Origin of the sequence: Pseudomonas sp. LABIM340 (assembly GCF_040017195.2) — a bacterium.
Taxonomy (GTDB): domain Bacteria; phylum Pseudomonadota; class Gammaproteobacteria; order Pseudomonadales; family Pseudomonadaceae; genus Pseudomonas.
In genome coordinates this window covers 6,246,715-6,273,318 of the sequence record NZ_CM200227.1, presented here as the reverse complement: position 1 = coordinate 6,273,318, position 26,604 = coordinate 6,246,715, and the positions used below count along the sequence as shown (strand labels likewise).

The window sequence follows — 26,604 nt, the reverse complement described above, 5'->3', positions numbered from 1 at the left end:
GGGGGGCTTGCCCTCACCCTAACCCTCTCCCGGAGGGAGAGGGGACTGTCCTGAGTGTGCTGATGTTCTGGTGCTCGCCGGCTGACGCCGAGACTGCCCCGGAAATCCGAGCGGCTCCCTCTCCCTCTGGGAGAGGGCTGGGGTGAGGGGCTTTGGCCCTGGATCGAGTTGCTGGGAGACAGAAACGAAAAAAGGAGGCCGAGGCCTCCTTTTTTCTTGTCACCGGGCAGCGCTTAGAACAGGACGCGGCTGCGGATGGTGCCGTTCACGTGCTGCAGCTTCTCCAGCGCCAGGTCCGAGTACTCGGCGTCGACGTCGATCACCACGTAGCCGACCTTGTCGTTGGTCTGCAGGTACTGGCCGGAGATGTTGATGCCGTTGTCGGCGAACACCTTGTTGATCTCGCTCATCACACCCGGGATGTTCTCGTGGATGTGCAGCAGGCGGTGCTTGCCCGGGTGCGACGGCAGGGCCACTTCCGGGAAGTTGACCGAGGACACCGAGGTGCCGTTGTCGCTGTACTTGACCAGCTTCTCGGCCACTTCCAGGCCGATGTTGGCCTGGGCTTCGGCGGTGGAGCCGCCGATGTGCGGGGTCAGGATCACGCGATCCAGGCCGCGCAGCGGGCTTTCGAACTCGTCGTCGTTGGACTTGGGCTCGACCGGGAACACGTCGATGGCAGCGCCGATCAGGTGCTCGTCCTTGATAGCGGCGGCCAGGTGGTCCAGTTCGACCACGGTGCCACGGGCGGCGTTGATCAGGATGCCGCCTTTCTTGATGGCGCGGATTTCCTTCTCGCCGATCATCCACTGGGTGGACGGCAGTTCCGGCACGTGCAGCGAGACGATGTCGGACATGCCGAGCAGCTCGTGCAGGTTGCCGACCTGCTGGGCGTTACCCAGCGGCAGCTTGGTCACGGTGTCGTAGAAGAACACCTGCATGCCCAGGGCTTCGGCCAGGACCGAGAGCTGGGTGCCGATCGAGCCGTAGCCGACGATGCCCAGCTTCTTGCCGCGGATCTCGAAGGAGTTGGCAGCGGACTTGATCCAGCCGCCGCGGTGGCAGGAGGCGTTCTTCTCCGGAATGCCGCGCAGCAACAGGATGGCCTCGGCCAGCACCAGCTCGGCTACCGAACGGGTGTTGGAGTAGGGCGCGTTGAACACGGCGATGCCGCGCTCGCGGGCCGCGTTCAGGTTGACCTGGTTGGTGCCGATGCAGAAGCAGCCGACGGCGATCAGCTTCTTGGCAGCGTCGAAGACTTCTTCGGTCAGCTGGGTGCGGGAGCGGATACCGATGAAGTGTGCATCGGCAATCTTTTCCTTCAGCTCGTCACCGGACAGTGCGGTCTTGAGGTACTCGATGTTGGAGTAGCCGGCCGCCTTGAGGGTGTCGACGGCGTTCTGGTGCACGCCTTCAAGGAGAAGGAATTTGATCTTGCTCTTGTCGAGAGAAGTCTTGCTCATCTGCTTTGAACCTGTAGTCCCGGGATGTGGCGAGAAATTGAACAGCTCAGGCCGGACCGGCCGGTGCCAAGCTTGGCGCCAGGTGGCGATCTGCGTGGGGTGCGTATGCTAGCATGTTCTCCCTTTTCCTTGCCCGGTTGCGACCTGAGCTGTTCTCAGGACGACCATGAACCATTTGAGAGTTCCTCCAATGACCCGCGACGCCCTGATCGAATCGCTCAAGCCCCTGCTGGATGCTGGGAAGCTGCTGACAGACGCCGATTCCCTCGAGACCTATGGCAAGGATTGGACCAAGCATTTCGCCCCGGCGCCCCTGGCGATCGCCTTCCCCAAGAGCACCGAGCAGGTCCAGGCCATCGTCCGCTGGGCCAATGAGCACAAGGTCGCGCTGGTGCCTTCGGGGGGTCGTACCGGGCTCTCCGCCGCCGCCGTCGCCGCCAATGGCGAGGTGGTCGTGGCCTTCGACTACATGAACAAGGTGCTGGAATTCAACGAATTCGACCGCACCGTGGTTTGCCAGCCGGGCGTGATCACCAAGCAGCTGCAGACCTTCGCCGAAGAGCACGGCCTGTATTACCCGGTGGACTTCGCGTCGTCGGGTTCCAGCCAGATTGGCGGCAACATCGGCACCAATGCCGGCGGTATCAAGGTCATTCGCTACGGTATGACCCGCAACTGGGTGGCCGGCATGAAGGTCGTCACCGGCAAGGGCGACCTGCTCGAACTGAACAAGGACCTGATCAAGAACGCCACCGGCTATGACCTGCGCCAGCTGTTCATCGGCGCCGAAGGCACCCTGGGCTTCGTGGTCGAGGCGACCATGCGCCTGGAGCGCCAGCCGAAGAACCTCACCGCGATGGTCCTCGGCACCCCGGACTTCGACTCGATCATGCCGGTGCTGCACGCCTTCCAGAACAAGCTGGACCTGACCGCCTTCGAATTCTTCTCCGACAAGGCCCTGGCCAAGATCATGGCCCGCGGCGACGTGCCGCCGGCCTTCGAGACCGACTGCCCGTTCTATGCCCTGCTGGAATTCGAGGCGAGCACCGAGGAAGTGGCCAACGAGGCGCTGGCCACTTTCGAACATTGTGTAGAGCAGGGCTGGGTCCTCGACGGCGTGATGAGCCAGAGCGAACAGCAGCTGCAGAACCTGTGGAAGCTGCGCGAGTACATCTCCGAGACCATCTCCCACTGGACGCCCTACAAGAACGACATCTCCGTCACCGTCGGCAAGGTCCCGGCCTTCCTCAAGGACATCGACGATATCGTCGCGGCCAACTACCCCGACTTCGAAGTCGTCTGGTTCGGCCACATCGGCGACGGCAACCTGCACCTGAATATCCTCAAGCCCGAGAACCTGACCAAGGACGAGTTCTTCGCCAAGTGCGCGACCGTCAACAAGTGGGTCTTCGAGACCGTGCAGAAGTACAACGGCTCCATCTCGGCCGAGCACGGCGTGGGCATGACCAAGCGCGATTACCTGGGTTACTCTCGCTCCGAGGCTGAAATCGGCTACATGAAGGCGGTCAAGGCGGTGTTCGACCCGAACGGGATCATGAACCCCGGCAAGATCTTCGCCGAATAAGCTGCTGTATCCAGAAGGGCCGGTTCTTTGGATAGAGGGGCCGGCCCTTCGCACGTCAGCGTCACGGGAAGTGGCGCGTACGCCGGCAGGACGCGGGCAACCGTGCGGGATCACGAGCCCCGCGCGGATCATCTCTTCCATGCGTTGTCAGGAGTCGGTCATGAGTTACCAGCACCAGTACGTCGATGGCACCCCGATCCATTTCACCCTGGGCAAGGTGGTCTGCGTCGGCCGCAACTACGCGGAGCACGCCAAGGAGCTGAACAACCCGGTACCGACCGAGCCGCTGCTGTTCATCAAGCCCGGTTCCTGCACCGTGTCGCAGGCTGGTGGCTTCGCCATCCCGGAAGATCGTGGCTCGGTGCATTACGAAGCGGAAATCGCCGTGCTGATCGGCAAGCCGCTGTCGCGCAAGCCAAGCACCGAGGAAGTGCTGGACGCCATCTCCGGTTACGCCCCGGCGCTGGACCTGACCCTGCGTGACGTACAGGCCAAGCTGAAGGAAAAGGGCCTGCCCTGGGAACTGGCCAAGTCCTTCGACGGCGCCTTCGTGCTGGCGCCCTTCGTCAGCGCCGACCACTTCCCGGATCCGACCGACATCGGCATCCGCCTGGTGATCGACGGCGAAGTCCGCCAGGACGGCAACAGCCGCGACATGCTCAACCCCATCGTGCCGCTGATCCAGCACATCTGCGGGCACTTCTCGCTGCAGCCGGGCGACGTGGTCTCCACCGGCACCCCGGTCGGTGTCGGCCCGCTCACGAGCGGCAGTGAGGTGGTGCTGGAACTTCCCGGCGCCAGCCGATTCGAAAGCCGCGTGCTTTAAACCCCGTTGTCCCGCCGAAGGCCGCCGTTTGTGCGGCCTTCGCTTGTTGCGGGATACCTTGCCGTGCTGACCAACAAGAGTCGTCATGACCATGTCCATCCTTCGTCCCCGCTGGCTGCTGCTGGCCCTGCTGTTCATCCTCGTGGTGCTCGGCTACCTGACGTCCCGCTTCCACTGGGATGACCGCGCACGCCTCTGGCTGCGCGAACAGGACACCAGCGCCCAGGCGCGCTCGGAAAGCGTCTGGCTGCCCGGTTACCGGGCGGTGATCCAGGCCAAGCCGCTCAAGGGTGGCATCGAGGGGCAGGAGACCTCCGACCTGGCCTACAACCCGGTGACCCGCACCCTGTTCACCGTCACCGGCAAGAAGCCGCTGCTGGCCGAGCTGTCGCTTACCGGTGACGTGCTGCGGGTGATCCCGCTGCTGGGCATGGCCAACCCCGAGGGCGTGGCAGTGCTGGAGAACGGCAACATCGCCGTGACCGACGAGCGCCAGAACTCCCTGACCATCTTCCATGTCGACCCGCAGACCCGCGAGCTGAGCACCGCGAAGCTGTCCAGCTTCGACCTCGGCCCGCGCGGCAAGAAGAACAAGGGCATCGAGGGTATCGCCTGGGACCCGCGCCAGCATCGCCTGGTGCTGGGGCAGGAACGTGACCCGCTGGCGCTGTTCAGCCTACCGAGCGACGGTGGGGCCAGCCTGAATGGTGCCCTCCAGCCCATGCCCAGTGATCTGTTGATGACCAACGTTTCAGCCCTGAGCATCGACCCGCGCACCGGCCATACCCTGGTGCTGTCGGCGGAGTCGCACCTGCTGCTGGAACTGGACGAGAAGGGTGAGCCGATCAGCTTCATCAGCCTGCTCGGCGGGCTCAATGGCCTGGACGACCGCATCCCGCGCGCCGAGGGCGTGGCCATCGATGAGCAAGGCACCATCTACATGGTCAGCGAGCCGGACCTGTTCTACGTGTTCAAGCGCGAGGCGGCCAAGGCGGATTGATCTGGATCGGGGGAGAGGGCGTTCGGCGGCTTTAAGGTTGGGTTAAGTCCGGATTCAGGCTGGTTTCAGCCACCGGTTCTAAGCTGAACCCATCGAAAACGCCCCAGGAGGCTCATCCATGAAACTGACTCATCTCCCCCTGATCGCTGCCGCTGGCCTGTTCTCCACCATCACCCTGGCTGCCGGCTACACCGGTCCGGGCAGCGACGCCAAGCCCGCTGCCGCTGCCGCCCAGGTCACCACGGTCAAGCAGGCGCAGTCCGCCCACGACGACACCCCGGTGGTGCTGGAAGGCGTGATCACCAAGCGCATCGGCGGTGAACACTACGAGTTCAAGGATGCCACCGGCAGCATCGAGGTCGAGATCGACAACGACGATTGGCCCGCTGGCGCGGCTGTCTCCGAGAACACCAAGGTGCGCCTGACCGGCGAGGTCGACCACCACAAGCTGAAGGCCACCGATATCGATGTGGATCGCGTCGAAATCCTCCAGTAATCCAGCTCCAACGAAAAAGCCGCACCGAGAATCCCGGTGCGGCTTTCTTGTTTTCAGCGTTCCGCCGGAGCGGCGTCAACCGATGCTTTCAAACCCCTGCAGCACGTTGATCGCGTTGATGCCGATCTCTTCTACCGCGTAACCGCCCTCCATCACGAACAGCGTCGGCAGGCCGAGCTTGCCGATGGCTTCGCCCATGCGCAGGTAGTCCGGGCTGTCCAGCTTGAACTGGGAGATCGGGTCTTCCTTGTAGGTGTCCACGCCCAGCGACACGATCAGCACGTCCGGCTTGTACGCCGAGATCTGCCGGATCGCCGCCTGCAGCGCCAGGCTCCACACCGACCAGTCGCTGCCCGAGGCCAGCGGATAGTTGAAGTTGAAGCCTTCGCCCACGCCCTGGCCCTTCTCGTCGGCGTAGCCGAGGAAGTAGGGGTACTCGAAGCGCGGGTCGCCGTGGATCGAGGTGAACAGCACGTCGGCGCGGTCGTAGAAAATGTCCTGGGTGCCGTTGCCGTGGTGGTAGTCGACGTCGAGGATGGCCACGCGGTTGGCGCCCTGGTCGAGGATCGACTGGGCGGCGATGGCCGCGTTGTTGAAGAAGCAGTAGCCGCCCATGAAGTCCGCCGAGGCGTGGTGGCCCGGCGGGCGGCAGAGCGAGAACACCGAGCGCGCGCCCTTGGCCAGTTCGGCCTGGCCGGTCATCGCCACGTTCACCGAGCTGAGCACCGCCTGCCAGGTGCCGGCGGTGATCGGCGCGCCGGCGTCCAGGCTGTAGTAGCCCAGCCGGCCGTCGATGCTGTCCGGCTCCTTCTGCCGCAGGCGGCGGGTCGGCCAGCAGATCGGCAGCATGTCGTGGGTCCGGCCGGTGGCTAGCCAGTCACGCCAGGCGTGCTGCAGGAACCGCACGAAGCCTTCGCTGTGCACCCTCAGGATGGGGTCCAGGCCGAAGTCGCGCGGGGCCTGGATGTCGCCCAGTTTCACCGCCTTGGCCCGGTCCAGCACCATGTCGGCGCGGCTGGGCTTTTCGAAGCAGGGGGTGAACTGGCCGCCGATCAGCTCGTGCTGACCGTGGTGCAAGCGATGGTCGTCGGTATAGATCGTCAACATCACGCGCTCCTGAGGGCGCCTCAGGGCGCCCGTTGGGTTCTAGTAGCTCTGCCGTCAGGCGTTTTCCTCGAAATTCACACTCGGTGCCTTGCGACGGAAGCCGCCGGTGTGCACCGCCAGGTAAGCGAAGCCGACTGCGAACCAGCTCAGGCCGACGACCAGTGTCAGCTGCGAGAGGCTGGTCCACAGCCACAGGGTCAGGCACAGGCCGATGAACGGAATCGCCCCGTACAGCAGGACGTTCTTCGCCCCGCGGCGGCGCTCGACGCCCAGGTAGGTGCGGATCACCGCCAGGTTGACCACGGAGAAGGCCACCAGCGCGCCAAAGCTGATCATCGAGGCGAGGGTGGTCAGGTCCAGCACGACCGCCAGCAGGGACACAGCGGAGACCACCAGGATCGCCACCACCGGAGTCTGGAAGCGTGCATGCAGGACGCCGAACAGGCTGCGCGGCAGGATGCCGTCACGGCCCATGGTGAAGATGATGCGCGATACCGAGGCCTGGGACGCCAGCGCCGAGCCGATGCAGCCGGCGATGTAGGCGGAGGTGAAGAAGTTGCCGAGGAACTGGCCGCCGGCCTTGAGCATCACTTCGTTGGCTGCCGAGTCTGCGTTCTGGAACACGCTGCCGGGGAATACCAGCTGGCTGATGATCGCCAGCAGGGTGAACATCAGGCCGGCGATGACGGTGGTGATGATGATCGCGCGGGGAATGTCGCGGCGCGCGTCGCGGGTTTCCTCGGCCATGGTCGAGACCGCGTCGAAGCCCAGGAACGACAGGCACAGCACGGCGGCGCCGGCCATCAGCGGGGCGAAGCCGGGCTGGGTGCCGTCACCGACGAAGGGCAGGGAGAAGTCGATCGCGGCGCCGCCGGCCAGGCTCTTGATCGACATGACCACGAACACCACGATGAACACCAGCTGCGCGCCGACGATCACGTTGCTCATGCCGGCGACCTGGCTGATGCCGACCACGTTGAGCACGGTGACCAGGGCGATGGAGGCGACCACGAACATCCAGGCCGGGATTTCCGGGAAGGCGATGTTCATGAACAGGCCGATGAGCAGGTAGTTGATCATCGGCAGGAACAGGTAGTCGAGCAGCAGCGACCAGCCGGACAGGAAGCCGACCACCGGACCGAAGCTCAGGCTGGTGTAGGAGTACGCGGAGCCGGAGATCGGGTACTTGCGCACCATGAAGCTGTAGGACGCTGCGGTGAACAGCATCGCCAGCAGGGTGATCAGGTAGGCGGTGGCAGTACGGCCACCGGTCATTTCGGTGACCACGCCGTAGGTGGTGAACATGGTCAGCGGGACCATGTAGACCAGGCCGAAGAAGACCAGGGCGGGCAGGCCCAGGACGCGTTTCAGGCGCGCGTCGGCGTTGGCCGGGGTGCCTTGTTGGGTGTTCTGTTGAGTGCTCTGTTGTGCGTGTGCAGTGCTGGCGCTGTGTTGGCTGGCCATGGGGGGATCCTCGCGATTTTTATGGTGTCTTGCGGGCGGGCGGCGTTCGGTGGCCGTCCTGAAGTCGTCGGCTTACGGCTCAGCCGCAGCGCTGACGACGCGCGAGGAATGAGGGTGTTTGCTGCAGGGTGACGCAAAAGCTGGTCATGGGCGTTCTCGGGGCATTTGTTCTTGTGGATAACGCGCTCGCGTTCCCTCGGGAAATCCCTGCGCCATCTGCGATGGTGCAAGGGCTGGCCGCCTTTCCAGCCGCTCCCTGCGCGAGCCGCCCGACTCTAGCAACCAGGGGTGCCGGGCAGAACCCTGCAAAGGGTCAAAAAGGGATCGAAATGGCCAAACTGGCTGTCAGAGCCACCCGGCGCGCACCGCCGCGCCGGGTGACCTGTGGGTCATTTCTTCAGCTTGGTCCAGACCTTGGAGCGCAACTGCAGAGCCTTGGGCGAGCACAGCTTGAAGGGCTTCAGGCGATCCAGCTTGTCCGCCGGCGTGTTGATCGCCGGGTCGTCGAACAGCTCCTTGTCCATGTACTTGTCCGAACCTTCGATCGCGTTGTTGTACTTGGCGAAGTTGGAGGCCAGGGCAATGTTCTCAGGCTGCATCATCCAGTTCAGGAAGGCGTGGGCCTCCTTGATGTTGGTGGCGTCCTTGGGGATGGTCAGGTTGTCGATGAACAGGCGCACGCCTTCCTTGGGATAGACGTAGACCAGGCTGGCGCGCTGGGCGTGGGCGCGGTGGAAGGCGCCGTTCCATTGCTGGTGCATGGAGACTTCGCCGGCAGCCATGCGCTCGATGGTGCCGTCGCTGTTGTACATGGCCAGCATCGGTTTCTGCTTGAGCAGCAGGTCCTGGATCTTCGCCGCTTCTTTCGGGTCCTCGGTGCATTCGTCGATGCCCAGGTAGTAGGAGGCCGGGGCGTACAGTTCCTCGATGGAATTGAGCGCCACCACCTTGCCTTTCAGCTCGGCCGGCGGCTCGAAGAACGGCTTCCAGCTCTCGTCCAGCTTGCCGCCGGGGACCTTGGCGCTGTCGTAGCTGTAGCCGGTGGTGCCCCACAGGTAGGGCACGGAGTAGTCGTGGCCCGGGTCGTAGGTCAGGGTCTTGAACTTGTCTTTCAGGTTCGCCAGGTTCGGCAGCTGCGACTTGTCGAGTTTCTGCAGCAGGCCTTCCTTGACGAAGATCTCGATGAAGCTGTCCGACGGCACGACCACGTCGTAGGCGCCGCCGCCGGCCTTGAGCTTGGCCAGCAGGGTTTCGTTGCTGTCGTAGGAGTCCAGGGTGGCGTGGATGCCGGTGTCCTTCTCGAACTTCTTCAGCAGTTCCGGCGGGAAGTAGTCGGACCAGTTGGCGAAGTGCAGGGTGCCGTCGGCGTGGGCGCTACCGGCCAGTAACAGGCTGGCGGCGACGAGCGCGCGGGCGATGGGGGTACGGCGGAATTTCATCGGTGAAGCTCCTTGCAATGTTGTTTTGTTTGGCGGCAGGAGGTCAGCGGCGACGCTGGCCGACGTAGTACGACAACGCAACGAACGCGATGGAAATCAACAGTATTATTGAAGATATGGCGTTGATCTTCGGGGAAATCCCCATTCGGATGGAGCTGAAGATGTACACCGGCAGGGTGGTGGCCCCGGCGCCGGCGACGAAGTAGGTGATGACGAAGTCGTCCATCGAGATGATGAACGCCAGCATCGCACCGGACACTATCCCCGGCGTCAGCAGGGGGAAGGTCACCTTCCAGAAGGTCTTCCACGGCGAGGCATAGAGGTCCGCCGCCGCTTCCGCCAGCCGCGGGTCCATGCCTTCGAGACGGGCGCGGATCGGCAGGTAGGCGAAGGGAATGCAGAACACGATGTGTGCCAGCAGGATGGTGAACAGCGACAGCTTCAGGCCGATGAACGCGAAGAACATCAGGGTCGCCACGGCGGTGACGATCTCCGGCACCAGCAGCGGCAGGCCCAGCACGCCACTCATCAGCGTCTGCCCGCGGAACGAGCGACCGCGCATGCCCAGCGCGGCGAGTGTGGCCAGGGTGGTGGCGACGACGGTGGCCAGGGTCGCGACGATCAGCGAGTTCTTCGCGGCGCGAAGAATCTCCGGGTCGTCCGCCACCACCGAGTACCACTTCAGGCTGAAGCTTTCCCACAGCGTCGCCGACTGGCCGCTGTTGAAGCTCAGCACCACCAGCACGAAGATCGGGATGTAGAGGAAGGCGAAGAACAGCCAGGCGGCGGGCCGGACTCCGGTGAACCGCCAGAGCGGGTTGGCCGACTTCATGGATGACCTCCCGACGCGCCCTGTTTGAACCGCATGCTGTAGATCATCATCGCCAGCAGCACGAAGGCCAGGAGGGCGAAGGACAGCGCCGCGCCGAACGGCCAGTTGTGCGCCGTGCCGAACTGCAATTGGATCAGGTTGCCGATCATCAGCGACTTACCGCCCCCGAGCAGCTCGGGAATGATGTAGCTGCCCAGCGAGGGGATGAACACCAGGATGCAGCCGGCGACGATGCCGGGCATCGCCAGCGGGATGATGATCCGCTTGAGCGCCTTCCAGCGGTTGGCGCCCAGGTCGAAGGCCGCTTCCACCAGGCGCCAGTCCATTTTCTCAAGGCTGGTGTAGATGGGCAGGACCATGAACGGCAGATAGGTGTAGAACAGGCCGATGATCACCGCGTTGTCGGTGTAAAGGATGCCCAGGGAGGCGTCCGAGAAGCCCAGTCCGTGCAGGCCTTCGTCGATCAGCCCACCGTTGCGCAGCAACAGCATCCAGGCGTAGACCCGCACCAGCAGGTTGGTCCAGAACGGCACCGTGACCAGGAACAGCAGCAGGTTGCGCCGGCGTTCGTCCTGCAGCGCCAGGTACAGCGCGGTGGGGAAGCCGATCAGCACGCAGCCCAGGGTGGTCAGGATCGACAGCCAGAAGGAGCGCTGGAAGATGCCCAGGTAGTCGGCGTTGAACGCCAGGCTGTCGTCCAGGTCGCGTTCCCAGAGGAAATTGATGTAGGCCTCGACGGTATGCTGGCCCCATTTCACGCCGCCGTAGTCCCCCGGTGCCTGGATCGACACGGCGAACATGATGCCCAGCGGCAGGACGAGGAACACCACCAGCATGATCATCGCCGGGCTGGTCAGGGCCAGGCGATTGAGCAGTGACTTTCGTTCCGCTTGTGCGCGCAGTGTACTCATTCGGCCAGCACCCGGATGGCGGTGGCGGGAATGCGGACCCGCACCCGCGCGCCGGGCGCGTGGGTGGAATGGGCGCCGTCGCGGTTCTGCTGACGGACCCGGAAGCCGCCCTGACCGGCGACGTTGAGGTGGTACACGGTGTCGGTGCCGACGTAGACGATGTTCTCGACCACGCCTTCGAGCTGGCCGTCCTGCGCCAGCTCGGTGCGCTCCGGGCGGATCGCCAGGGTTACCTTGCCGGGCAGGGTGGTGGCGGCCGGCAGCACCTGGCCGTCGGCCAGGCGCACGCTGTCACCGCTGGATTCGCCTTCGAGGAAGTTGGTCTCGCCGATGAAGTCGGCCACCAGGCGATTGACCGGCGCCTCGTAGATCTCGGTGGGCGTGCCGATCTGCATGACCTTGCCGCGACTCATCACCGCGATGCGGTCGGACATGGTCAGCGCTTCTTCCTGGTCGTGGGTGACGAAGATGAAGGTGATGCCGGTCTCGTGCTGCAGGCGCTTGAGCTCGATCTGCATTTCCTTGCGCAGCTTGAGGTCCAGCGCGGAAAGCGATTCGTCGAGCAGCAGCACCTTGGGTCGGCTGGCCAGGGCGCGGGCCAGGGCGATGCGCTGTTGCTGGCCGCCGGAGAGCTGGTCAGCGCGGCGCTTGCCGACGTCGGGCAGGCGCACCAGGTCGAGCATCTTCTGCACGGTGGCGTCGATATCGCTGCGCTGCTTGCCCTGCATTTCCAGGCCGAAGGCGATGTTCTCCGCCACGGTCATGTGGGGAAACAGGGCGTAGCTTTGGAAGACGGTGTTGACCGGGCGCTTGAAGGGCGGAAGGCCTTCCATCGCGTCGCCGTAGAGACGGATGCTGCCGGAGGAGGGTTGTTCGAAGCCGGCGATCAGTCGCAGCAAGGTGGTCTTGCCGCAGCCCGATGGGCCGAGGAGGGTGAAGAACTCGTTGGCGCGGATTTCCAGTGACACGTCGTCCAGGGCCTTGAGGCCTTGTCCGGGTGTACCGAACTCCATGCATATCCGCTCGATGGTGATCGCGCTGGTCATGCTTGTACCATGCAGTTAAGCAGTTGTTATTGTTGAGGTTTTACGGTTTCTAGGACCGTTTCACCTAGCTGCGGATTGATAATGACCAAGCGCCGGGATACGCAGAACGATAGATCAGGCCAATAAGGGATAAATCAGGCCAAGTTGAAAATGCGCTCTGCAATGCTGGATTTCGGGCGTCAGCGGATTGCTGTTCTGAAGATTTTTTAGGGGCTTGGTCCTACGCGGAAAAGTCGATTCTGGCGGTGAGTAGGATGGCGTTCCGGATCAGCCCCGATAAAGGCTCGGACTCGCCCCGCTCCAGCGCTGGAAGGCATGCCGGAAGCTGGCCGTCTCGCTGTAGCCCAGCTGCTCGGCGATCAGGTAGATCGGCAGGTCGGTGTCCTTGAGCAACTGCCGCGCGCGATCGAAGCGCACTTCGTCGAGCACCTGTTGATAACTGGTGTTCTGCTGCTGCAGGTGGCGCCGCAGGGTGCGGGTGGAACGGTGCAGATGCCGCGCCACGGTGTCCAGGCTGGCGGTGTCCTGCAGGTGGCTGGCCAGGTGCTGGCGCAACTGGTCGAGCACGTCGCCACGGGCGCTGAGCATCCCGCTCATGCGCAGGCACTGCTGCACGCCGTTGTGGCAGCTGACCGGGTCGGCCAGCGGCAACGGCCGGTCCAGCAGTGCCGGGCTGAAACACAGCGCACTGGTGGGCGCGCCGAAATCCACCGGGCAACCCAGGCGCTCGGTGTAGGTCTCCGCGTGCAGCGGCGGCCGGTAGGCCAGCAGTAGTCGCCGGGGGCGCACCGACTCGCCGAGCAGGTCGCGGATCACCGTCAGCAGCGAGGTCAGGCACAGCTCGGTGTTGAACACCGTCAACTCCGGCGCGTAGCGGTAGCCGTCAGCGGTCAGGTGGACTTCGTCGCCCTGCGGCGTCAGTGCCAGGCGGAAGTAGGTGCCGAGCAGCTCGGGAAACGACAGCGCCAGTTGCAGCGCGTCGCGCAGGGTGCGGCTGGCGAGCATGCTGTAGCCGAGGATGCCGTAGGCGGAAACATGCATGCGCAGACCGAGATAGAGACCCAGTGCCGGATCGTGGTGGCAGTTCAGCGCGTTGGCGAAGACCCGCAGCTCCTGCGCGTGGGTGATCAGCTTCTCCGGCGTCAGCAGGTCCGCCTCGCCGATGCCGCTGCCCTCCAGCAGCTTCGGGCGCGGTACGCCAGCGTGGTGCAGCACCTCGGTGGCCAGCACCACGGTGTGCAGGGTCGCCTGCTGGCGTTGTTCGGGAAGCAGGTGCTGAGCCATCGATACGCCTCTTGTAGTCGCTTGCAACAGCAACACAGGACAGTCTTGCGCTAACCTGACTCTAGCCTGCCCGCAGCGGATGATGGCCTTTAAGTTTGGCTTCAGGCGCTGCTGTCACTCTGCCACGCCATCCCCATCCCGAGTCCCCCATGCGCCGTCTGCTCAAACCCCGCCGCCTGTTCCTGCTGCTGGCGCTGCTCGCCCTGGCCGCGTTGCTCGCACTGGGCCAGAGTTTCCGGGTCTACGAGCGCGTCTGGTTCAAGTTCAACGAGTGGCGCCATGCCGCGCAGTGGCAGGAGCAGTCGCTCTGGCTGCCCGACTACCGCGTGGTGCTGGAGGCGCAGCCGATCGAGGGACTGAAGGACAATGTCTCGGCGCTGACCTATGACCCGGACCGGCAGACCCTGTTCACCGTCACCAACAAGCAGAACGAGCTGGTCGAGCTGTCACTGGAAGGCAAGGTGCTGCGCAGGATCGCTTTGCACGGCTTCGGCGATACCGAAGCCATCGAGTACATCAGCCGCAACGTCTATGTGATCACCGACGAGACCCACCAGCGCCTGCTGCGAGTGGAGCTGCGCGACGACACCAAGGAGCTGCACGCCGAAGACGCCCAGCAGCTCGCCCTGGCCCTGGGGCGCGGCGGCAACAGCGGCTTCGAGGGGCTGGCCTACGACTCGCAGGGCAAGCGCCTGTTCGTCGCCAAGGAGCGCAACCCGGTGCACATCTACGAGGTGCGCGGCTTCCCCTACGAGCAGTCGGAGCAACCCATCGCGGTGCATGTGGTGGAGGATCTCGAGCACAACCGCAACCTGTTCGTCCGCGATCTTTCCAGCCTGCAGTACGACGAGCGCAGCGGGCACCTGCTGGCGCTGTCCGACGAGTCCCGGCTGGTGCTGGAGCTGAGCGCCAATGGCGAGCCGATCAGCTCGCTGTCGCTGCTGCGCGGCATGCAGGGTTTGCGGCGCAGCGTGCCGCAGGCCGAGGGCATCGCCATGGACGACCAGGGCACGCTGTACCTGGTCAGCGAGCCCAATCTCTTCTACGTGTTCAAGAAGCGCGAGGCGCACTGACGGCGCCTCGCTCTCTGTCGATCAGAACTGCCACTGCACGCCGAGGGAATAGGACGCCTGGCTGCCTTCGCTGTGGGCGAAGCGCGAGTTGGCCTCGGCGAACACGCCCAACTGCTCGGTGACTGCCAGCAGGGCGCCGGCCTGGGCGCGGCCGAAGTCCTTGTCCACGTCGCCCAGGTCGGCGACGCGGGTGCGGCCATCGCCCAGGGCGGTCAGCGCGATGTCGTCAAGGCGGCCGTCGGCCAGTTCCTTCACCCAGCGCACGCTGGCGTATGGCTGCACGGCCATACGACCGCCCAGCGGCAGCTCGCCGCGCAGGCCCCAGCCGAGGCTGGCTTCCACCGAGTCGTAGTCCTGCTTCTCGTAGCCCAGCGCAGTACGCAGGTCGTCGTCCTCATTGAAGTCGTCGATGCGGTAGTGCACGAAGTCCAGCCCGCCCTGCGGCCCGGTCTTGATGCCGGCGATGTCGAAGTCGTAGCCGCCGTCGACCCGCGCACCCCAGAACCAGGCGTTGGTGTCGCCGTCGATGCGCTGGTCGAGCAGCACCGGGCCGTTGTTCGCCTTCAGGTACACCGATCGCTTGCTGTCGAAGTCGGCATAGCCGGCGCTCAGCTCGCCGCCCAGCCAGGCTGGGCCGCCGTCGTTGAGCAGGCCGTAGAGCCCCAGTTGCCAGGTTTCCGCTTCCAGGCGGGCGCTGTGGTCGAGGTTGTCGCGGCTGCGCTGGAAGCTCAGGCTGCCGCCGACGGTCACCGCCTCGCTGGCGCGGTAGTCGCCCAGCAGGTTCACGCCGGCGCGGTGCGAGCGGGGGTCGCCGGGCATGTCGAAGCCGCTTTCGGGGGTGGTTTCACCTTCCACGCCGACGGCGCCGTCGAAGCTGCCGACCGGGCGCGAGCTACCCAGCAGCGTCAGCCAGCGGCGGTCGTGCAGGCGGGTCAGGGCCAGGTGCTGGCGTTGCAGCTGGTCTTCCATCTGCCGTGCCATGGCGCCGCCGGAGGCAGTGGAGGCAAGCAGGTCGGCGTTGGTCAGCTCCAGCACCAGGCGCGTGAGCAGGCGCGAGAAGTCGCGCAGGCGCTGGTCGATGCGTTCCTGACCGAAAGCGCCGGTGAGCACCTGCTCGTTGTCCAGCGCCGGGTTGTGCCAGGTGGCGCCGCCGGGGATGGCGGGGTTGTCGGTCTGTTCGTAGCCGTCGAGATCGCCCAGCTCCCAGTTGGTGGCCTCGATGAACAGCACCGGGACGTTCAGGCCCTCGAAGCTTTCGCCGTCACTGCAGCAACCGGTGCCGGCGGGGTATTCCTCGTTCAGGCCGGGGTTGGTGAACAGTGGGATCTTCAGTTCCTGGGCGATGCGCAGGAGCTGGTCGCGGTAGGCGCCCAGTGCGGGGTTGTCGACGCTGTTGAGGCCAGCGTGGGCGTACATCTTGTCGCCGGTGATCAGGCTGTCGAGGTTGATCATGCCCAGCAGGTTGCTGCGCTGCTCGTCGCTGAGTGAGGCGACATAGGCGCGCGAACCGCGCAGGCCTTCCTCCTCGGCGCCGAAGCCGACCACTTCCAGGCCGTTCTCCAGGGCGACGCCGCCCAGGTTGCGGGCGATCTCGGTCAGCACGGCGGCGCCGGAGCCGTTGTCATCCAGGCCCTGCAGGGTCGGACGGCCGTAATAGGTGTCGTAGTGGGCGCCCAGTACCACGTACTGGCCGCTGCTGCCCGGCGCGCTGGCGATGACGTTCTGCGAGCTGCGGTTGCCCGCCCAGGTGAAGTCCTGGACCTGCGTCTGGTAGCCGAAGCCCAGGCGCGACTGCATCAGCGCGGTGGCGCCGGCGAAGCTGGCAGTGCCGCGGTAGCGGCCGGGGTAATCGTTGATCAGGGTGTCGAGGGTGTCCCCGGCATACTCCCCGTATTCGTAGGCGTTGGCGTCGGTTGCCAGCGCAGCACAGCCCAGGCTGACCGCAACGGCTAAGGGTCTGAACACGGCACTTTCCTCTGTGTCGATTGGGATCGCATCGGTCTTTGATGCGTGCGCCGGAGGAAAGCAGGATGTGGACCGGTTCGCCGGAGATGGGCGGAATTTGACGCGTCAGTGACCGAGGGTGTCGCGACACTGTAACAATGGTGATACACGGCCGGCGGCAAGGCCGGCCGTGCTGAGCGAGCGTGAGGGAGCGCTCACCGAAATGGTGCGCTGTCAGGTGTCGTCGCTGATCGGAGCTTCCGGCGCGTAACGCTTGACCGCCGCCACGCCGGCATCGGCGGTGGCCTTGCTGGCGTACATCTGGCTCTGCCCGACGACCTGGCCGTTGGTGGCCTTGAGCACGAAGTAGTGCTTGCCGTTGGTGGCGACCTTGACCTCGAAGGCGCCTTCGCGCTGGGAGTTCTTGCGCACCGACTCGATGCCGTCGATGGCCGAGGTCTTGGCCTTGTACAGCTCGCTGGTCAGGACGATCTCGCCGTTGCTGGCGTGCAGGTTGAAGTGGAACTGGCCATCACTGGCCTTCTTCAGATGGTACTTGGCGGCCATGCTGCATCTCCTTCCGGGAGGGTTGGGTCATCCCAGCGTAGACGGCAGCAGGCGCTCTGGAAGGCGCCATCCGGCGGATGGCGCCTTGAGGCGTCAGACCTTGAGGGTCTTCACACCTTCGGCGGTGCCCAGCAGCAGCAGGTCGGCCGGGCGTGCAGCGAACAGGCCGTTGGTGACCACGCCGACGATGTTGTTGATGGCCTCTTCCAGCTGTACCGGGCTGTCGATGCGCAGGTTGTGCACGTCGAGGATGATGTTGCCGTTGTCGGTCAGCACGCCCTCGCGGTACACCGGGTCGCCGCCCAGTTTCACCAGCTGGCGCGCCACGTGGCTGCGGGCCATGGGAATGACTTCCACCGGCAGCGGGAAGCCGCCGAGCATCGGCACCAGCTTGCTGGCGTCGGCGATGCAGATGAATTCCTTGGCCACCGCGGCGACGATCTTCTCGCGGGTCAGCGCGGCGCCGCCGCCCTTGATCAGTTCCAGGCGCTCGTTGGTTTCATCGGCGCCGTCCACGTAGAACTCCAGCTCGCTGACGGTGTTCAGGTCGTAGACCGGAATGCCGTGGCCCTTCAGGCGCTGGGCGGTGGCTTCGGAGCTGGCCACGGCGCCGTCGAACTCGGCCTTGTGCTTGGCCAGCAGGTCGATGAAGAAGTTGGCGGTGGAGCCGGTGCCCACGCCGACGATGCTCTTGCTGTCGAGGTGCGGAAGGATGTGGTCGACGGCGGCCTGGGCCACAGCCTGCTTGAGCTGATCCTGGTTCATGGCGGGGGTCTTCTTACCTGGATGGGCGCAACGGCGCCGGGGGATAGTCGAAAGGGCGGATTATAGCGGTCGACGGCGCGCCGGTGTTGCGCCGCCGGGCAACTGTTATGGTCATCTACGCGCGGATTGTTCGGTGGCCCGCGCCGCGCCGGCTGGAGTAGACTCGCGGTTCCTCGAAAAGCCGCCGATATAGCCCCTCCGATGCTCGAACAATACGTCAAGAAGATCCTCACCTCGCGTGTCTACGACGTTGCCGTGGAAACGCCCCTGCAGCCCGCCCGCCAGCTCTCCGAGCGCCTGGGCAACCAGATTCTGCTGAAACGCGAAGACCTGCAGCCGGTGTTCTCCTTCAAGATTCGCGGCGCCTACAACAAGCTGGCGCAGCTGAGCCCGGAAGAACTCGCCCGCGGCGTCGTCACCGCCTCCGCCGGCAACCATGCCCAGGGCGTGGCGCTGGCCGCCCGCGAGCTGGGCATCAAGGCCACCATCGTGATGCCGCGCACCACGCCGGAGCTGAAGGTCCAGGGCGTACGCGCCCGTGGCGGCAAGGCCGTGCTGCACGGTGACGCCTTCCCCGATGCGCTGGCGCACTCGCTGAAGCTGGTGGAAGAAAAGGGCTACGTCTACATCCATCCCTACGACGATCCGGACGTGATCGCCGGCCAGGGCACCGTGGCCATGGAAATCCTCCGCCAGAACCCCGGCCGCATCGACGCGATCTTCGTGCCCGTCGGCGGCGGCGGCCTGATCGCCGGCATTGCTGCGTACGTGAAGTACCTGCGTCCGGAGATCAAGGTTATCGGCGTCGAGCCGGACGACTCCAACTGCCTGCAGGCCGCCATGGCCGCCGGCGAGCGCGTGGTGCTCGGTCAGGTCGGGCTGTTCGCCGACGGCGTGGCCGTGGCGCAGATCGGCAAGCACAACTTCGAGCTGTGCAAGGACTACGTCGACGAAGTGATCACCGTCAGCACCGACGAAATCTGTGCGGCGATCAAGGACATCTACGACGACACCCGCTCGATCACCGAGCCGGCCGGCGCTCTGGCGGTGGCCGGGATCAAGAAGTACGTCGAGCGCGAAGGCGTGAAGGGCGAGACCCTGGTCGCCATCGACTCGGGCGCCAACATCAACTTCGACCGCCTGCGCCACGTGGCCGAGCGTGCGGAGCTGGGCGAGAAGCGCGAAGCGATCATCGCGGTGACCATCCCCGAGCGTCCGGGCAGCTTCAAGGCCTTCTGCGAGGCCATCGGCAAGCGCCAGATCACTGAGTTCAACTACCGCTACAACACCGACAGCGAAGCGCACATCTTCGTCGGCGTGCAGACGCACCCGGAGAACGACCCGCGCGCGGCACTGGTGCAGCAGCTGCAGGAGCAGGGCTTCCCGGTGCTCGACCTGACCGACAACGAACTGGCCAAGCTGCACATCCGCCATATGGTCGGCGGCCATTCGCCGCGGGTCTCTGGCGAGCAGGTGTTCCGCTTCGAGTTCCCCGAGCGGCCCGGCGCGCTGTTCAACTTCCTCAACCGCCTGGGCGGGCGCTGGAACATCACCCTGTTCCACTACCGCAACCACGGCGCCGCCGACGGTCGCGTAGTGGCGGGCCTGCAGGTGCCGGAAGATGAGCGTCACCTGGTGGCGGCCGCGCTGGAAGAGATCGGCTACCCCTACTGGGACGAGACGGACAACCCGGCGTACCGCCTGTTCCTCGGCTGAGGATCGGGCAGGGGCGGCGCGACTGCTGCTAGGCTTGTCGGAACGCCGCCTTCTTCACAGGGAATTGAAATGGAAAGCCTGCAGACCTTCCGCATCCTCCACGGCATCGCCGCGGTGTTGCCGTTCCTGGCCATCATCGGCCTGGCCTGGTACGGCTGGCGCAGCTGGCGTGGCGGCGACGCCGGGGTGATAGCCAAGGCGCTGCAGCGCATCGGCCTGATCGGCTGGGTACTGGTGGCCGGTAGCGTCGCCAGCCTGCCGGTCACCGGCTACCGCATGGTGCAGACCGTCGGCTGGCCGCTGGGGCAGACCTGGCTGCTGGGCAGCGCGTGCCTGCTGATCGTCGCGACTATCTTCTGGCTGCTGTTCACCACCCGCCTGTGGCGCATCCGCGACCTGGCGCTGGTCGCGCAGAGCAGTGGCGAGCCGATTGCCGCGGGCGCGGCGCGGCAGTGGAAGTTCGGTCTGGCGTTCTTCGTGCTGGCGCTGCTTTGTGTGATCGCGATCCTGGTGCTGATGATCAGCAAGCCGGTGTGATGCCCGCCGCGTGAACCTCTACCTGCTGCTCAAGACCCTGCACATCCTGTCTTCCACGCTGCTGTTCGGCACCGGGCTGGGCTCGGCCTACTACAGCTGGCGCGCCTGGCGCAGCGGCAACCTGGAAGCCATCCGCATCACCTTCCGCCATCTGGTGACCGCCGACTGGCTGTTCATCGCCACCACGGCGGTATTCCAGCCGCTGAGCGGCATCGCCATGGCGCACATGGCCGGCTGGCCGCTGGATTCGGGCTGGCTGTTGTGGAGCCTGGTGCTCTACGTGTTCGCGGGCATCTGTTGGCTGCCAGTGGTGTGGCTGCAGATCCGCGTGCGCGACATGGCCGAGGCGGCGCACCGCGATGGTGCAGCGCTGCCGCCCAGGGCCTTCCTCTATATGCGCTGGTGGTTCGCCCTGGGCTGGCCAGCGTTCCTGGCCTTTCTGGCGATCTTCTACCTGATGGTCAACAAGACGCTGTAGGTTCAAGCGCTCGGCCGTCAGCAGTTGAAGACGGGGGCGTAGCGGGATTCCGTCTTGTGGAAGCGAACGGGCTGGATATCGAGCGCTTCGCCGTTCACTCGAATGACTGGCAGGGTCAGGATGAAGTCTTCCAAGGCGCCGTCGTAGAGCTTTGCCCCACTGGATCGACTACTGATTCGTGGGTCGTTGCTCGGGAAACCATTCTCCAGCAGGGGAACGCGAATTGTCCGGCGTTCTCCTGAGGGGAGTTCCAGTTCGACATCTGCGGAATCGGCGCTGATCATTGCAGGCTCGGCGTCACTCGCACCGTAGCTCCATACGAGCAGCCTAAGCTCGGTGCTGTCCCTGCTGGCGGTGGGCAAGGCAACGTAGATGAGCAGGCTCTCTGAGCGCTTGGCATTGAAGTACTGCAGTGCCTGCTTGGCGCCGGGACAAGTTCTGTCAATTCCGCGAGGTTGACCCGATTGCGACTCGGGTTGCAGGTATGGGCCTGTGCTGCAGGCTGTCAGTGCCAGCAGGGTAAATAGAGGCAGCAGTCTGCATGTCATCCTTGAAACTCCGGTTTGGCAGCTGCGAATCAGCGCAGGCTGATCACCGGCCAGCCGCGCTCGGTGGCGGTGGCGCGCAAGGTGTCGTCGGGGTCGACGGCCACCGGGTTGGCCACCAGTTCCAGCAGCGGCAGGTCGTTGCGCGAGTCGCTGTAGAAGTAGGCGTCGTCCAGCTTCAGGCCGGTCTCTTCGAGCCAGCGGTTGAGGCGGGTCACCTTGCCGCCCTGGAAGCAGGGCACGTCGAAGGTGCGGCCGGTGTAGAGGCCATCGAGCATCTCGCACTCGGTGGCGATCAGCGTCTCCACGCCCAGGCGCGCGGCGATCGGACCGGTGACGAAACGGTTGGTGGCGGTGATGATCACCAGCTTGTCGCCCGCGGCACGGTGCTCGGCCAACAGGGCCTCGCCCTTGGCCAGGACGATGGGCTCGATCACCTCCTGCATGAACTGGCGGTGCCAGGTGTCCAGCTGGTCCAGGCTGTTGCGGCCCAGGATCGCCTGGGTGAAGGCCTGGTAGGCGAACACATCGAGGGTGCCGGCCATGTAGTCGGCATAGAAGGCATCGTTGCGCGCCTGGTACTCGCCGGCGTCCACCAGCCCGCGCTGGCACAGCCATTCGCCCCAGCTGTGGTCGCTGTCGCCGGCCAGAAGGGTGTTGTCGAGATCGAAGAGAGCCAGTCGCACGATGGATTACCGCCAGTTGCCAATACGGAAAAGTCGCCTAGAGTAACGGCTTTTGCCCACCCGGCACAGGACGCCGCAGCCCGCGTTGCCGCTGTCACAAGCTTTGTGGAACAATGCGGGCACACGCGATTTCGAGGATGTACCGCCGTGATCGATCCCGATGGTTTTCGCCCCAATGTCGGCATCATCCTTTGCAACGATGTCGGACAGGTACTGTGGGCACGGCGCATCAACCAGGAAGCCTGGCAATTTCCCCAGGGCGGCATCAACGCCCGAGAAACCCCTGAGGAAGCGCTGTACCGCGAACTGAACGAAGAAGTCGGCCTGGAAGAGCAGGACGTCAAGATCCTCGCCTGTACCCGGGGCTGGCTGCGTTACCGCCTGCCGCAACGTCTGGTGCGTACCAACAGCCAGCCGCTGTGCATCGGGCAGAAACAGAAGTGGTTCCTTCTGCGCCTGACCGGCGAGGAAAGCCGGGTGCGCATGGATGTCACCGGCAAGCCCGAATTCGACGGCTGGAAATGGGTGAGCTACTGGTACCCGCTGGGCCAGGTCGTGACCTTCAAGCGCGAGGTCTACCGCCGGGCTCTGAAGGAATTGGCACCGCGCCTGCTGGCGCGCGACTAGCACGAAGTTCAAGGAGTTAGACCCCCACGCCATGCTCAACACGCTGCGTAAGATCGTCCAGGAAGTGAACTCCGCCAAGGACCTCAAGGCGGCGCTGGGCATCATCGTGCTGCGGGTCAAGGAGGCCATGGGCAGCCAGGTGTGCTCGGTCTACCTGCTCGACCCGGAGAGCAACCGCTTCGTGCTGATGGCCACCGAGGGCCTGAACAAGCGCTCCATCGGCAAGGTCAGCATGGCGCCCAACGAGGGCCTGGTCGGCCTGGTCGGCACCCGCGAAGAGCCGCTGAACCTCGAGAACGCCTCCGAACACCCCCGTTACCGTTACTTCGCCGAGACCGGCGAGGAACGCTATGCCTCCTTCCTCGGCGCGCCGATCATCCACCACCGTCGGGTGATGGGTGTTCTGGTCGTGCAGCAGAAGGAAAAGCGCCAGTTCGACGAAGGCGAGGAAGCCTTCCTCGTTACCATGAGCGCGCAGCTCGCCGGCGTTATCGCCCACGCCGAGGCCACCGGCTCGATCCGCGGCCTGGGCAAGATGGGCAAAGGCATCAGCGAAGCCAAGTTCGTCGGCGTCCCCGGCGCCCCCGGCGTGGCCGTGGGCAAGGCCGTGGTGGTGCTGCCACCGGCTGATCTCGAAGTCGTCCCGGACAAACCCATCGACGACGTCGAGGCGGAGGTCGAGCGCTTCAAGCAGGCGCTGGAATCGGTCCGTGAAGACATGCGCAACCTCTCCAGCAAGCTGGCTACCCAGCTGCGCAAGGAAGAGCGCGCGCTGTTCGACGTCTACCTGATGATGCTCGACGACGCCTCCATCGGGCTGGAAGTCAAACGCATCATCCGCACCGGCCAGTGGGCCCAGGGTGCCCTGCGCCAGGTGGTCATGGAGCATGTGCAGCGCTTCGAGCTGATGGACGACGCCTACCTGCGCGAGCGTGCATCGGACGTGAAGGACATCGGCCGGCGCATCCTGGCGTATCTCCAGGAAGAGCGTAAGCAGTCGCTGACCTACCCCGACCAGACCATCATCGTCAGCGAGGAGCTGTCGCCGGCCATGCTCGGCGAAGTGCCCGAAGGCAAGCTGGTGGGCCTGATCTCGGTACTCGGCTCGGGCAACTCCCACGTCGCCATCCTCGCCCGCGCCATGGGCATCCCGACCGTCATGGGCGCGGTCGACCTGCCGTATTCCAAGGTCGACGGCATCGACCTGATCGTCGACGGCTACCACGGCGAGATCTACACCAACCCGTCGCCACAGCTGGTCAAGCAGTACGGCGAAGTGGTCGCCGAAGAGAAGGAACTGAGCAAGGGCCTGGCCGCGCTGCGCGAACTGCCCTGTGAAACGCTGGACGGCCATCGCATGCCGCTGTGGGTCAACACTGGCCTGCTGGCCGATGTGGCACGCGCCCAGGAGCGCGGTGCCGAAGGTGTTGGCCTGTACCGCACCGAAGTGCCGTTCATGATCAACGACCGCTTCCCCAGCGAGAAGGAACAGCTCGCCATCTACCGCGAGCAGCTCTCCGCCTTCCACCCGCTGCCGGTGACCATGCGCACCCTGGACATTGGCGGCGACAAGGCGCTGTCCTACTTCCCGATCAAGGAAGACAACCCCTTCCTCGGCTGGCGCGGCATCCGCGTCACCCTCGACCACCCGGAAATCTTCCTGGTGCAGACCCGCGCCATGCTCAAGGCCAGTGAAGGCCTGGACAACCTGCGCATCCTGCTGCCGATGATCTCCGGCACCCACGAGCTGGAAGAGGCGCTGCACCTGATCCACCGCGCCTGGGGCGAAGTGCGCGACGAAGGCGTCGACATCCCCATGCCGCCGATCGGCATGATGGTGGAGATCCCTGCGGCCGTGTACCAGACCCGCGAACTGGCGCGCCAGGTGGACTTCCTCTCGGTCGGCTCCAACGACCTGACCCAGTACCTGCTGGCGGTGGACCGCAACAACCCGCGCGTCGCCGACCTCTACGACTACCTGCACCCGGCCGTGCTGCAGGCGCTGAAGAAGGTGGTCGATGACTCCCACGCCGAAGGCAAGCCGGTGAGCATCTGCGGCGAAATGGCCGGTGATCCGGCGGCCGCCGTGCTGCTGATGGCCATGGGCTTCGATTCCCTGTCGATGAACGCCACGAACTTGCCTAAGGTTAAATGGCTGCTGCGCCAGATGACCCTGTCCAGGGCCCAAGAACTGCTCAGCCAGCTGATGACCTTCGACAACCCGCAGGTTATCCACAGCTCGCTGCACCTGGCCCTGCGTAACCTGGGGCTGGGCCGTGTGATCAACCCGGCCGCGACCATCCAGGCCTGACTGCGGCACCTGCTTGCGAAAGACCCCTGCGGAACCGTGCATGACCGCAGGGCAGATGAAGTAACAGGGCCGGATCTCCGGCCAGGACGCAGCTTATGGAAGAGCTCGACCAGCCGCCTTGCACGGACACCGGCGCCAGCGCCCGCACCCTGCGCTATGCCCTGAGCATCGTTAGCGATGGCATCTGGGATTGGGACATCCGCACCAACCACGTCACCCGCAGTCCGGGCTGGTACGCCATGCTCGGCCATGACCCCGACAGTCTTCCGGAAAACGTCGCCACCTGGCACGAGATCATCCATCCCGAGGACTTCTCCCGCGTGATGTTCGCCTTCGATGCCTATGTGCAGGGGCGCAGCGGTGTCTACCGCGAGGAGTACCGCTGCCGCTGCCTGGATGGCAACTACCTGTGGGTCAGCGATCACGGGCGCTTCTTCGAGTTCGACGAGGAGGGCAAGCCAACGCGGATGATCGGCGCGCACCGCAACATCCACGAGCGCAAGCTCGCGGAGCTGGAGTTGCAGGAGAAGAACCACGAGCTGCACCAGCTCAACCTGAGCCTGGAATACCTGGTGCTGCAGCGCACCGAAGCCCTGCGCCAGGCCAACCAGGCGCTGGCCGAACAGGCCGCCGTTGCCGTGCGCCTTTCCGAGATCGACCCGCTGACGCAGATCGCCAATCGCCGGCGTTTCGAGCAGCAGATGCACGCCGAATGGCAGCGTCTGCAGCGCCATGGCCATGGCTGCTCGCTGATGATGTTCGACCTCGATCACTTCAAGCGCATCAACGACAGCCTCGGCCACCCGGCCGGCGACCGCGTGCTGGTGGCGGTGGCCGAAGTTGTGCGGCGGCGGCTGCGCGAGGAGGACTGCTTCGCCCGCTGGGGCGGCGAGGAGTTCATCGTGCTGCTGCCGGAAACCACCTGCGAAGCGGCGCGCGAACTGGCCGAGCGGCTGCGCCTGAGCCTGCGCCGGGCCGATATCTCGCTGCCGACCCAGCTCACCGCCAGCTTCTCGGTGACGGCGATGCAGCCCGGCGAGGACCTGTCGGTGATGCTGCGTCGCCTGGACGAAGGGCTCTACCGCGCCAAGGCCCAGCGCGACTGCATCGTCAGCTGCTAGAGAGCCAGGGCCACTTCGCCCAGACGAGCTCCGCTGGGGCCGAAGCTGTGCTCCAGCAGCTCGCGGCGGCCGTCCCCGTGGACGATCAGTGCGGTGCTGGCGCGGGTGCCGTAGGTCGGGCTGGCGATGAATACGCTGGAGAGCAGTCGCTCCGTGGCCAGGCCGACGCCGGTATCCGGCAGCTCGGCTTCGCTGGGCTGGCGGTTGTCGGCCAGCAGCGCCACCAGTGAGCCGGTGTCTGGCCTCTGCAGCGCGGCCTCCAGCCCGTTGCGGGCATTCAGCAGCTTGGGCCAGGGCGTGTTCAGCGCGGCGTTGGAGAGCCCGTGTACACCCGGCGCCACCGCCACCGGCGGGCCGACGCGGGGGTTGAAGTAGCAGAGCTGCGCACTGTCGCCCACCAGCAGGTTGAAGCCGCTGTAATCCGTGGCGCGGCGGGCGACTTGCTGCAGGTACTCCAGCGGCGCCTGCCGGCCCTGCAGGAAGGCCGCCACCAGTTCGCCGCGGGAGCGCGGGCCCAGCGGCTGGCCGGGGTCGCGCACGTTGGTCAGGGCGGCGAAGCGGCCGTCCGGCGCCACGCCCAGCCAGGTACCGCCGGCCTCCAGGTCGCGGCCGGCATAGACGCCGGGGTATTCCTCCCAGGCTGCCAGCGGCAGGGTGGGGCGGGCGTAGAACTCATCGCGGTTGGCCGCGACGATCAGGGGCGTGGCGTGGCCGGGACGCCAGGCGAAGACGATCAGGCACATGGGTCGAACTCCGTGGTGTTCCGGCAGTCTATCAACAT

The 26,604-nt window shown here is 65.2% G+C and carries 25 protein-coding genes; 11 read left to right on the top strand and 14 right to left on the bottom strand.

Annotated elements, in window-relative coordinates; genetic code table 11:
• Nucleotides 1–233: 233 nt before the first annotated feature.
• A complete protein-coding gene (gene serA / locus ABKS89_RS28865) occupies nucleotides 234–1,463 on the bottom strand; it encodes a phosphoglycerate dehydrogenase (RefSeq protein WP_081515253.1) in 1,230 nt (409 codons plus the stop codon).
• 190 nt (nucleotides 1,464–1,653) lie between these two features.
• Between serA and ABKS89_RS28860 the strand changes: the two genes are divergently transcribed.
• From ABKS89_RS28860 to ABKS89_RS28845, 4 genes are all read left to right on the top strand, one after another.
• Nucleotides 1,654–3,048: a D-2-hydroxyglutarate dehydrogenase gene (locus ABKS89_RS28860; protein ID WP_138213750.1), complete on the top strand. Its 1,395-nt coding sequence runs from the start codon at nucleotides 1,654–1,656 to the stop codon at nucleotides 3,046–3,048.
• Nucleotides 3,049–3,208: 160 nt separating this feature from the next.
• The gene (locus ABKS89_RS28855) at nucleotides 3,209–3,874 is read left to right on the top strand and encodes a fumarylacetoacetate hydrolase family protein (protein ID WP_081515255.1); all 666 of its coding nucleotides are present in this window, start codon (nucleotides 3,209–3,211) and stop codon (nucleotides 3,872–3,874) included.
• Between the two features lie 85 nt (nucleotides 3,875–3,959).
• A complete protein-coding gene (locus ABKS89_RS28850; protein ID WP_348588493.1) occupies nucleotides 3,960–4,874 on the top strand; it encodes an SdiA-regulated domain-containing protein in 915 nt (304 codons plus the stop codon).
• A 118-nt stretch (nucleotides 4,875–4,992) separates the two neighbouring features.
• Nucleotides 4,993–5,370 (top strand): NirD/YgiW/YdeI family stress tolerance protein, encoded by a 378-nt coding sequence (locus ABKS89_RS28845; RefSeq protein WP_138213752.1) that lies wholly within the window; start codon nucleotides 4,993–4,995, stop codon nucleotides 5,368–5,370.
• A gap of 75 nt (nucleotides 5,371–5,445) precedes the next feature.
• On the opposite strand, the gene ABKS89_RS28840 is transcribed toward ABKS89_RS28845, so the two are convergent.
• From ABKS89_RS28840 to ABKS89_RS28810, 7 genes are all read right to left on the bottom strand, one after another.
• Entirely contained in the window at nucleotides 5,446–6,477 is a 1,032-nt protein-coding gene (locus ABKS89_RS28840; protein WP_045215578.1) for a histone deacetylase family protein, read from the bottom strand.
• Nucleotides 6,478–6,531: 54 nt separating this feature from the next.
• Entirely contained in the window at nucleotides 6,532–7,941 is a 1,410-nt protein-coding gene (locus tag ABKS89_RS28835; protein WP_348588492.1) for an APC family permease, read from the bottom strand.
• A 389-nt stretch (nucleotides 7,942–8,330) separates the two neighbouring features.
• Nucleotides 8,331–9,380, bottom strand: a complete 1,050-nt coding sequence (locus ABKS89_RS28830) for an ABC transporter substrate-binding protein (RefSeq protein ID WP_081515260.1) — start codon at nucleotides 9,378–9,380, stop codon at nucleotides 8,331–8,333.
• 43 nt (nucleotides 9,381–9,423) lie between these two features.
• On the bottom strand, nucleotides 9,424–10,212 hold the full coding sequence (locus ABKS89_RS28825; protein ID WP_045215587.1) for an ABC transporter permease: 789 nt from the start codon (nucleotides 10,210–10,212) through the stop codon (nucleotides 9,424–9,426).
• A complete protein-coding gene (locus ABKS89_RS28820) occupies nucleotides 10,209–11,123 on the bottom strand; it encodes an ABC transporter permease (RefSeq protein ID WP_348588491.1) in 915 nt (304 codons plus the stop codon). The genes ABKS89_RS28825 and ABKS89_RS28820 overlap by 4 nt, the downstream gene beginning before the upstream one ends.
• Nucleotides 11,120–12,169 carry an ABC transporter ATP-binding protein gene (locus ABKS89_RS28815; RefSeq protein WP_301531933.1) on the bottom strand — a complete coding sequence of 350 codons (1,050 nt, stop codon included), beginning with the start codon at nucleotides 12,167–12,169 and terminating at the stop codon, nucleotides 11,120–11,122. Before ABKS89_RS28815 ends, ABKS89_RS28820 begins: the two co-directional genes overlap by 4 nt.
• A gap of 267 nt (nucleotides 12,170–12,436) precedes the next feature.
• A complete protein-coding gene (locus ABKS89_RS28810) occupies nucleotides 12,437–13,453 on the bottom strand; it encodes an AraC family transcriptional regulator (RefSeq protein ID WP_138213755.1) in 1,017 nt (338 codons plus the stop codon).
• A gap of 149 nt (nucleotides 13,454–13,602) precedes the next feature.
• Between ABKS89_RS28810 and ABKS89_RS28805 the strand changes: the two genes are divergently transcribed.
• Nucleotides 13,603–14,526 (top strand): SdiA-regulated domain-containing protein, encoded by a 924-nt coding sequence (locus ABKS89_RS28805; RefSeq protein WP_348588490.1) that lies wholly within the window; start codon nucleotides 13,603–13,605, stop codon nucleotides 14,524–14,526.
• Nucleotides 14,527–14,547: 21 nt separating this feature from the next.
• On the opposite strand, the gene ABKS89_RS28800 is transcribed toward ABKS89_RS28805, so the two are convergent.
• The 3 genes from ABKS89_RS28800 to rpiA all read right to left on the bottom strand — a co-directional run bounded on the left by ABKS89_RS28800 (nucleotide 14,548) and on the right by rpiA (nucleotide 17,802).
• Nucleotides 14,548–16,491, bottom strand: coding sequence for an autotransporter outer membrane beta-barrel domain-containing protein (locus ABKS89_RS28800; protein ID WP_348588489.1), 1,944 nt, complete (start codon nucleotides 16,489–16,491; stop codon nucleotides 14,548–14,550).
• A gap of 213 nt (nucleotides 16,492–16,704) precedes the next feature.
• The gene (locus ABKS89_RS28795; RefSeq protein WP_081515266.1) at nucleotides 16,705–17,037 is read right to left on the bottom strand and encodes a YegP family protein; all 333 of its coding nucleotides are present in this window, start codon (nucleotides 17,035–17,037) and stop codon (nucleotides 16,705–16,707) included.
• Nucleotides 17,038–17,130: 93 nt separating this feature from the next.
• Complete coding sequence (gene rpiA / locus ABKS89_RS28790) at nucleotides 17,131–17,802, bottom strand: ribose-5-phosphate isomerase RpiA (protein ID WP_138213758.1); 672 nt, start codon at nucleotides 17,800–17,802, stop codon at nucleotides 17,131–17,133.
• A gap of 201 nt (nucleotides 17,803–18,003) precedes the next feature.
• Here rpiA and ilvA point away from each other — a divergent pair, with 201 nt between their 5' ends.
• The 3 genes from ilvA to ABKS89_RS28775 all read left to right on the top strand — a co-directional run bounded on the left by ilvA (nucleotide 18,004) and on the right by ABKS89_RS28775 (nucleotide 20,533).
• Nucleotides 18,004–19,518 (top strand): threonine ammonia-lyase, biosynthetic, encoded by a 1,515-nt coding sequence (gene ilvA / locus ABKS89_RS28785; RefSeq protein ID WP_501730238.1) that lies wholly within the window; start codon nucleotides 18,004–18,006, stop codon nucleotides 19,516–19,518.
• Nucleotides 19,519–19,587: 69 nt separating this feature from the next.
• Nucleotides 19,588–20,055: a DUF2269 domain-containing protein gene (locus ABKS89_RS28780; RefSeq protein WP_138213760.1), complete on the top strand. Its 468-nt coding sequence runs from the start codon at nucleotides 19,588–19,590 to the stop codon at nucleotides 20,053–20,055.
• A gap of 10 nt (nucleotides 20,056–20,065) precedes the next feature.
• Entirely contained in the window at nucleotides 20,066–20,533 is a 468-nt protein-coding gene (locus ABKS89_RS28775; protein ID WP_348588488.1) for a DUF2269 family protein, read from the top strand.
• 17 nt (nucleotides 20,534–20,550) lie between these two features.
• On the opposite strand, the gene ABKS89_RS28770 is transcribed toward ABKS89_RS28775, so the two are convergent.
• Nucleotides 20,551–21,081, bottom strand: coding sequence for a hypothetical protein (locus ABKS89_RS28770; protein ID WP_348588487.1), 531 nt, complete (start codon nucleotides 21,079–21,081; stop codon nucleotides 20,551–20,553).
• Nucleotides 21,082–21,110: 29 nt separating this feature from the next.
• Nucleotides 21,111–21,764, bottom strand: coding sequence for a histidinol-phosphatase (locus ABKS89_RS28765; RefSeq protein WP_151188673.1), 654 nt, complete (start codon nucleotides 21,762–21,764; stop codon nucleotides 21,111–21,113).
• Nucleotides 21,765–21,911: 147 nt separating this feature from the next.
• On the opposite strand from ABKS89_RS28765, the gene ABKS89_RS28760 reads away from it, so the two are divergent.
• The 3 genes from ABKS89_RS28760 to ABKS89_RS28750 all read left to right on the top strand — a co-directional run bounded on the left by ABKS89_RS28760 (nucleotide 21,912) and on the right by ABKS89_RS28750 (nucleotide 25,823).
• The gene (locus ABKS89_RS28760; protein ID WP_017520843.1) at nucleotides 21,912–22,391 is read left to right on the top strand and encodes an RNA pyrophosphohydrolase; all 480 of its coding nucleotides are present in this window, start codon (nucleotides 21,912–21,914) and stop codon (nucleotides 22,389–22,391) included.
• A gap of 31 nt (nucleotides 22,392–22,422) precedes the next feature.
• On the top strand, nucleotides 22,423–24,702 hold the full coding sequence (gene ptsP / locus ABKS89_RS28755) for a phosphoenolpyruvate--protein phosphotransferase (protein WP_138213763.1): 2,280 nt from the start codon (nucleotides 22,423–22,425) through the stop codon (nucleotides 24,700–24,702).
• 95 nt (nucleotides 24,703–24,797) lie between these two features.
• Nucleotides 24,798–25,823, top strand: a complete 1,026-nt coding sequence (locus tag ABKS89_RS28750; RefSeq protein WP_348588485.1) for a sensor domain-containing diguanylate cyclase — start codon at nucleotides 24,798–24,800, stop codon at nucleotides 25,821–25,823.
• Here ABKS89_RS28750 and ABKS89_RS28745 read toward each other — a convergent pair.
• A complete protein-coding gene (locus ABKS89_RS28745) occupies nucleotides 25,820–26,566 on the bottom strand; it encodes an NRDE family protein (RefSeq protein ID WP_348588483.1) in 747 nt (248 codons plus the stop codon). The genes ABKS89_RS28750 and ABKS89_RS28745 overlap by 4 nt on opposite strands.
• Between the last annotated feature and the right edge of the window lie 38 nt (nucleotides 26,567–26,604).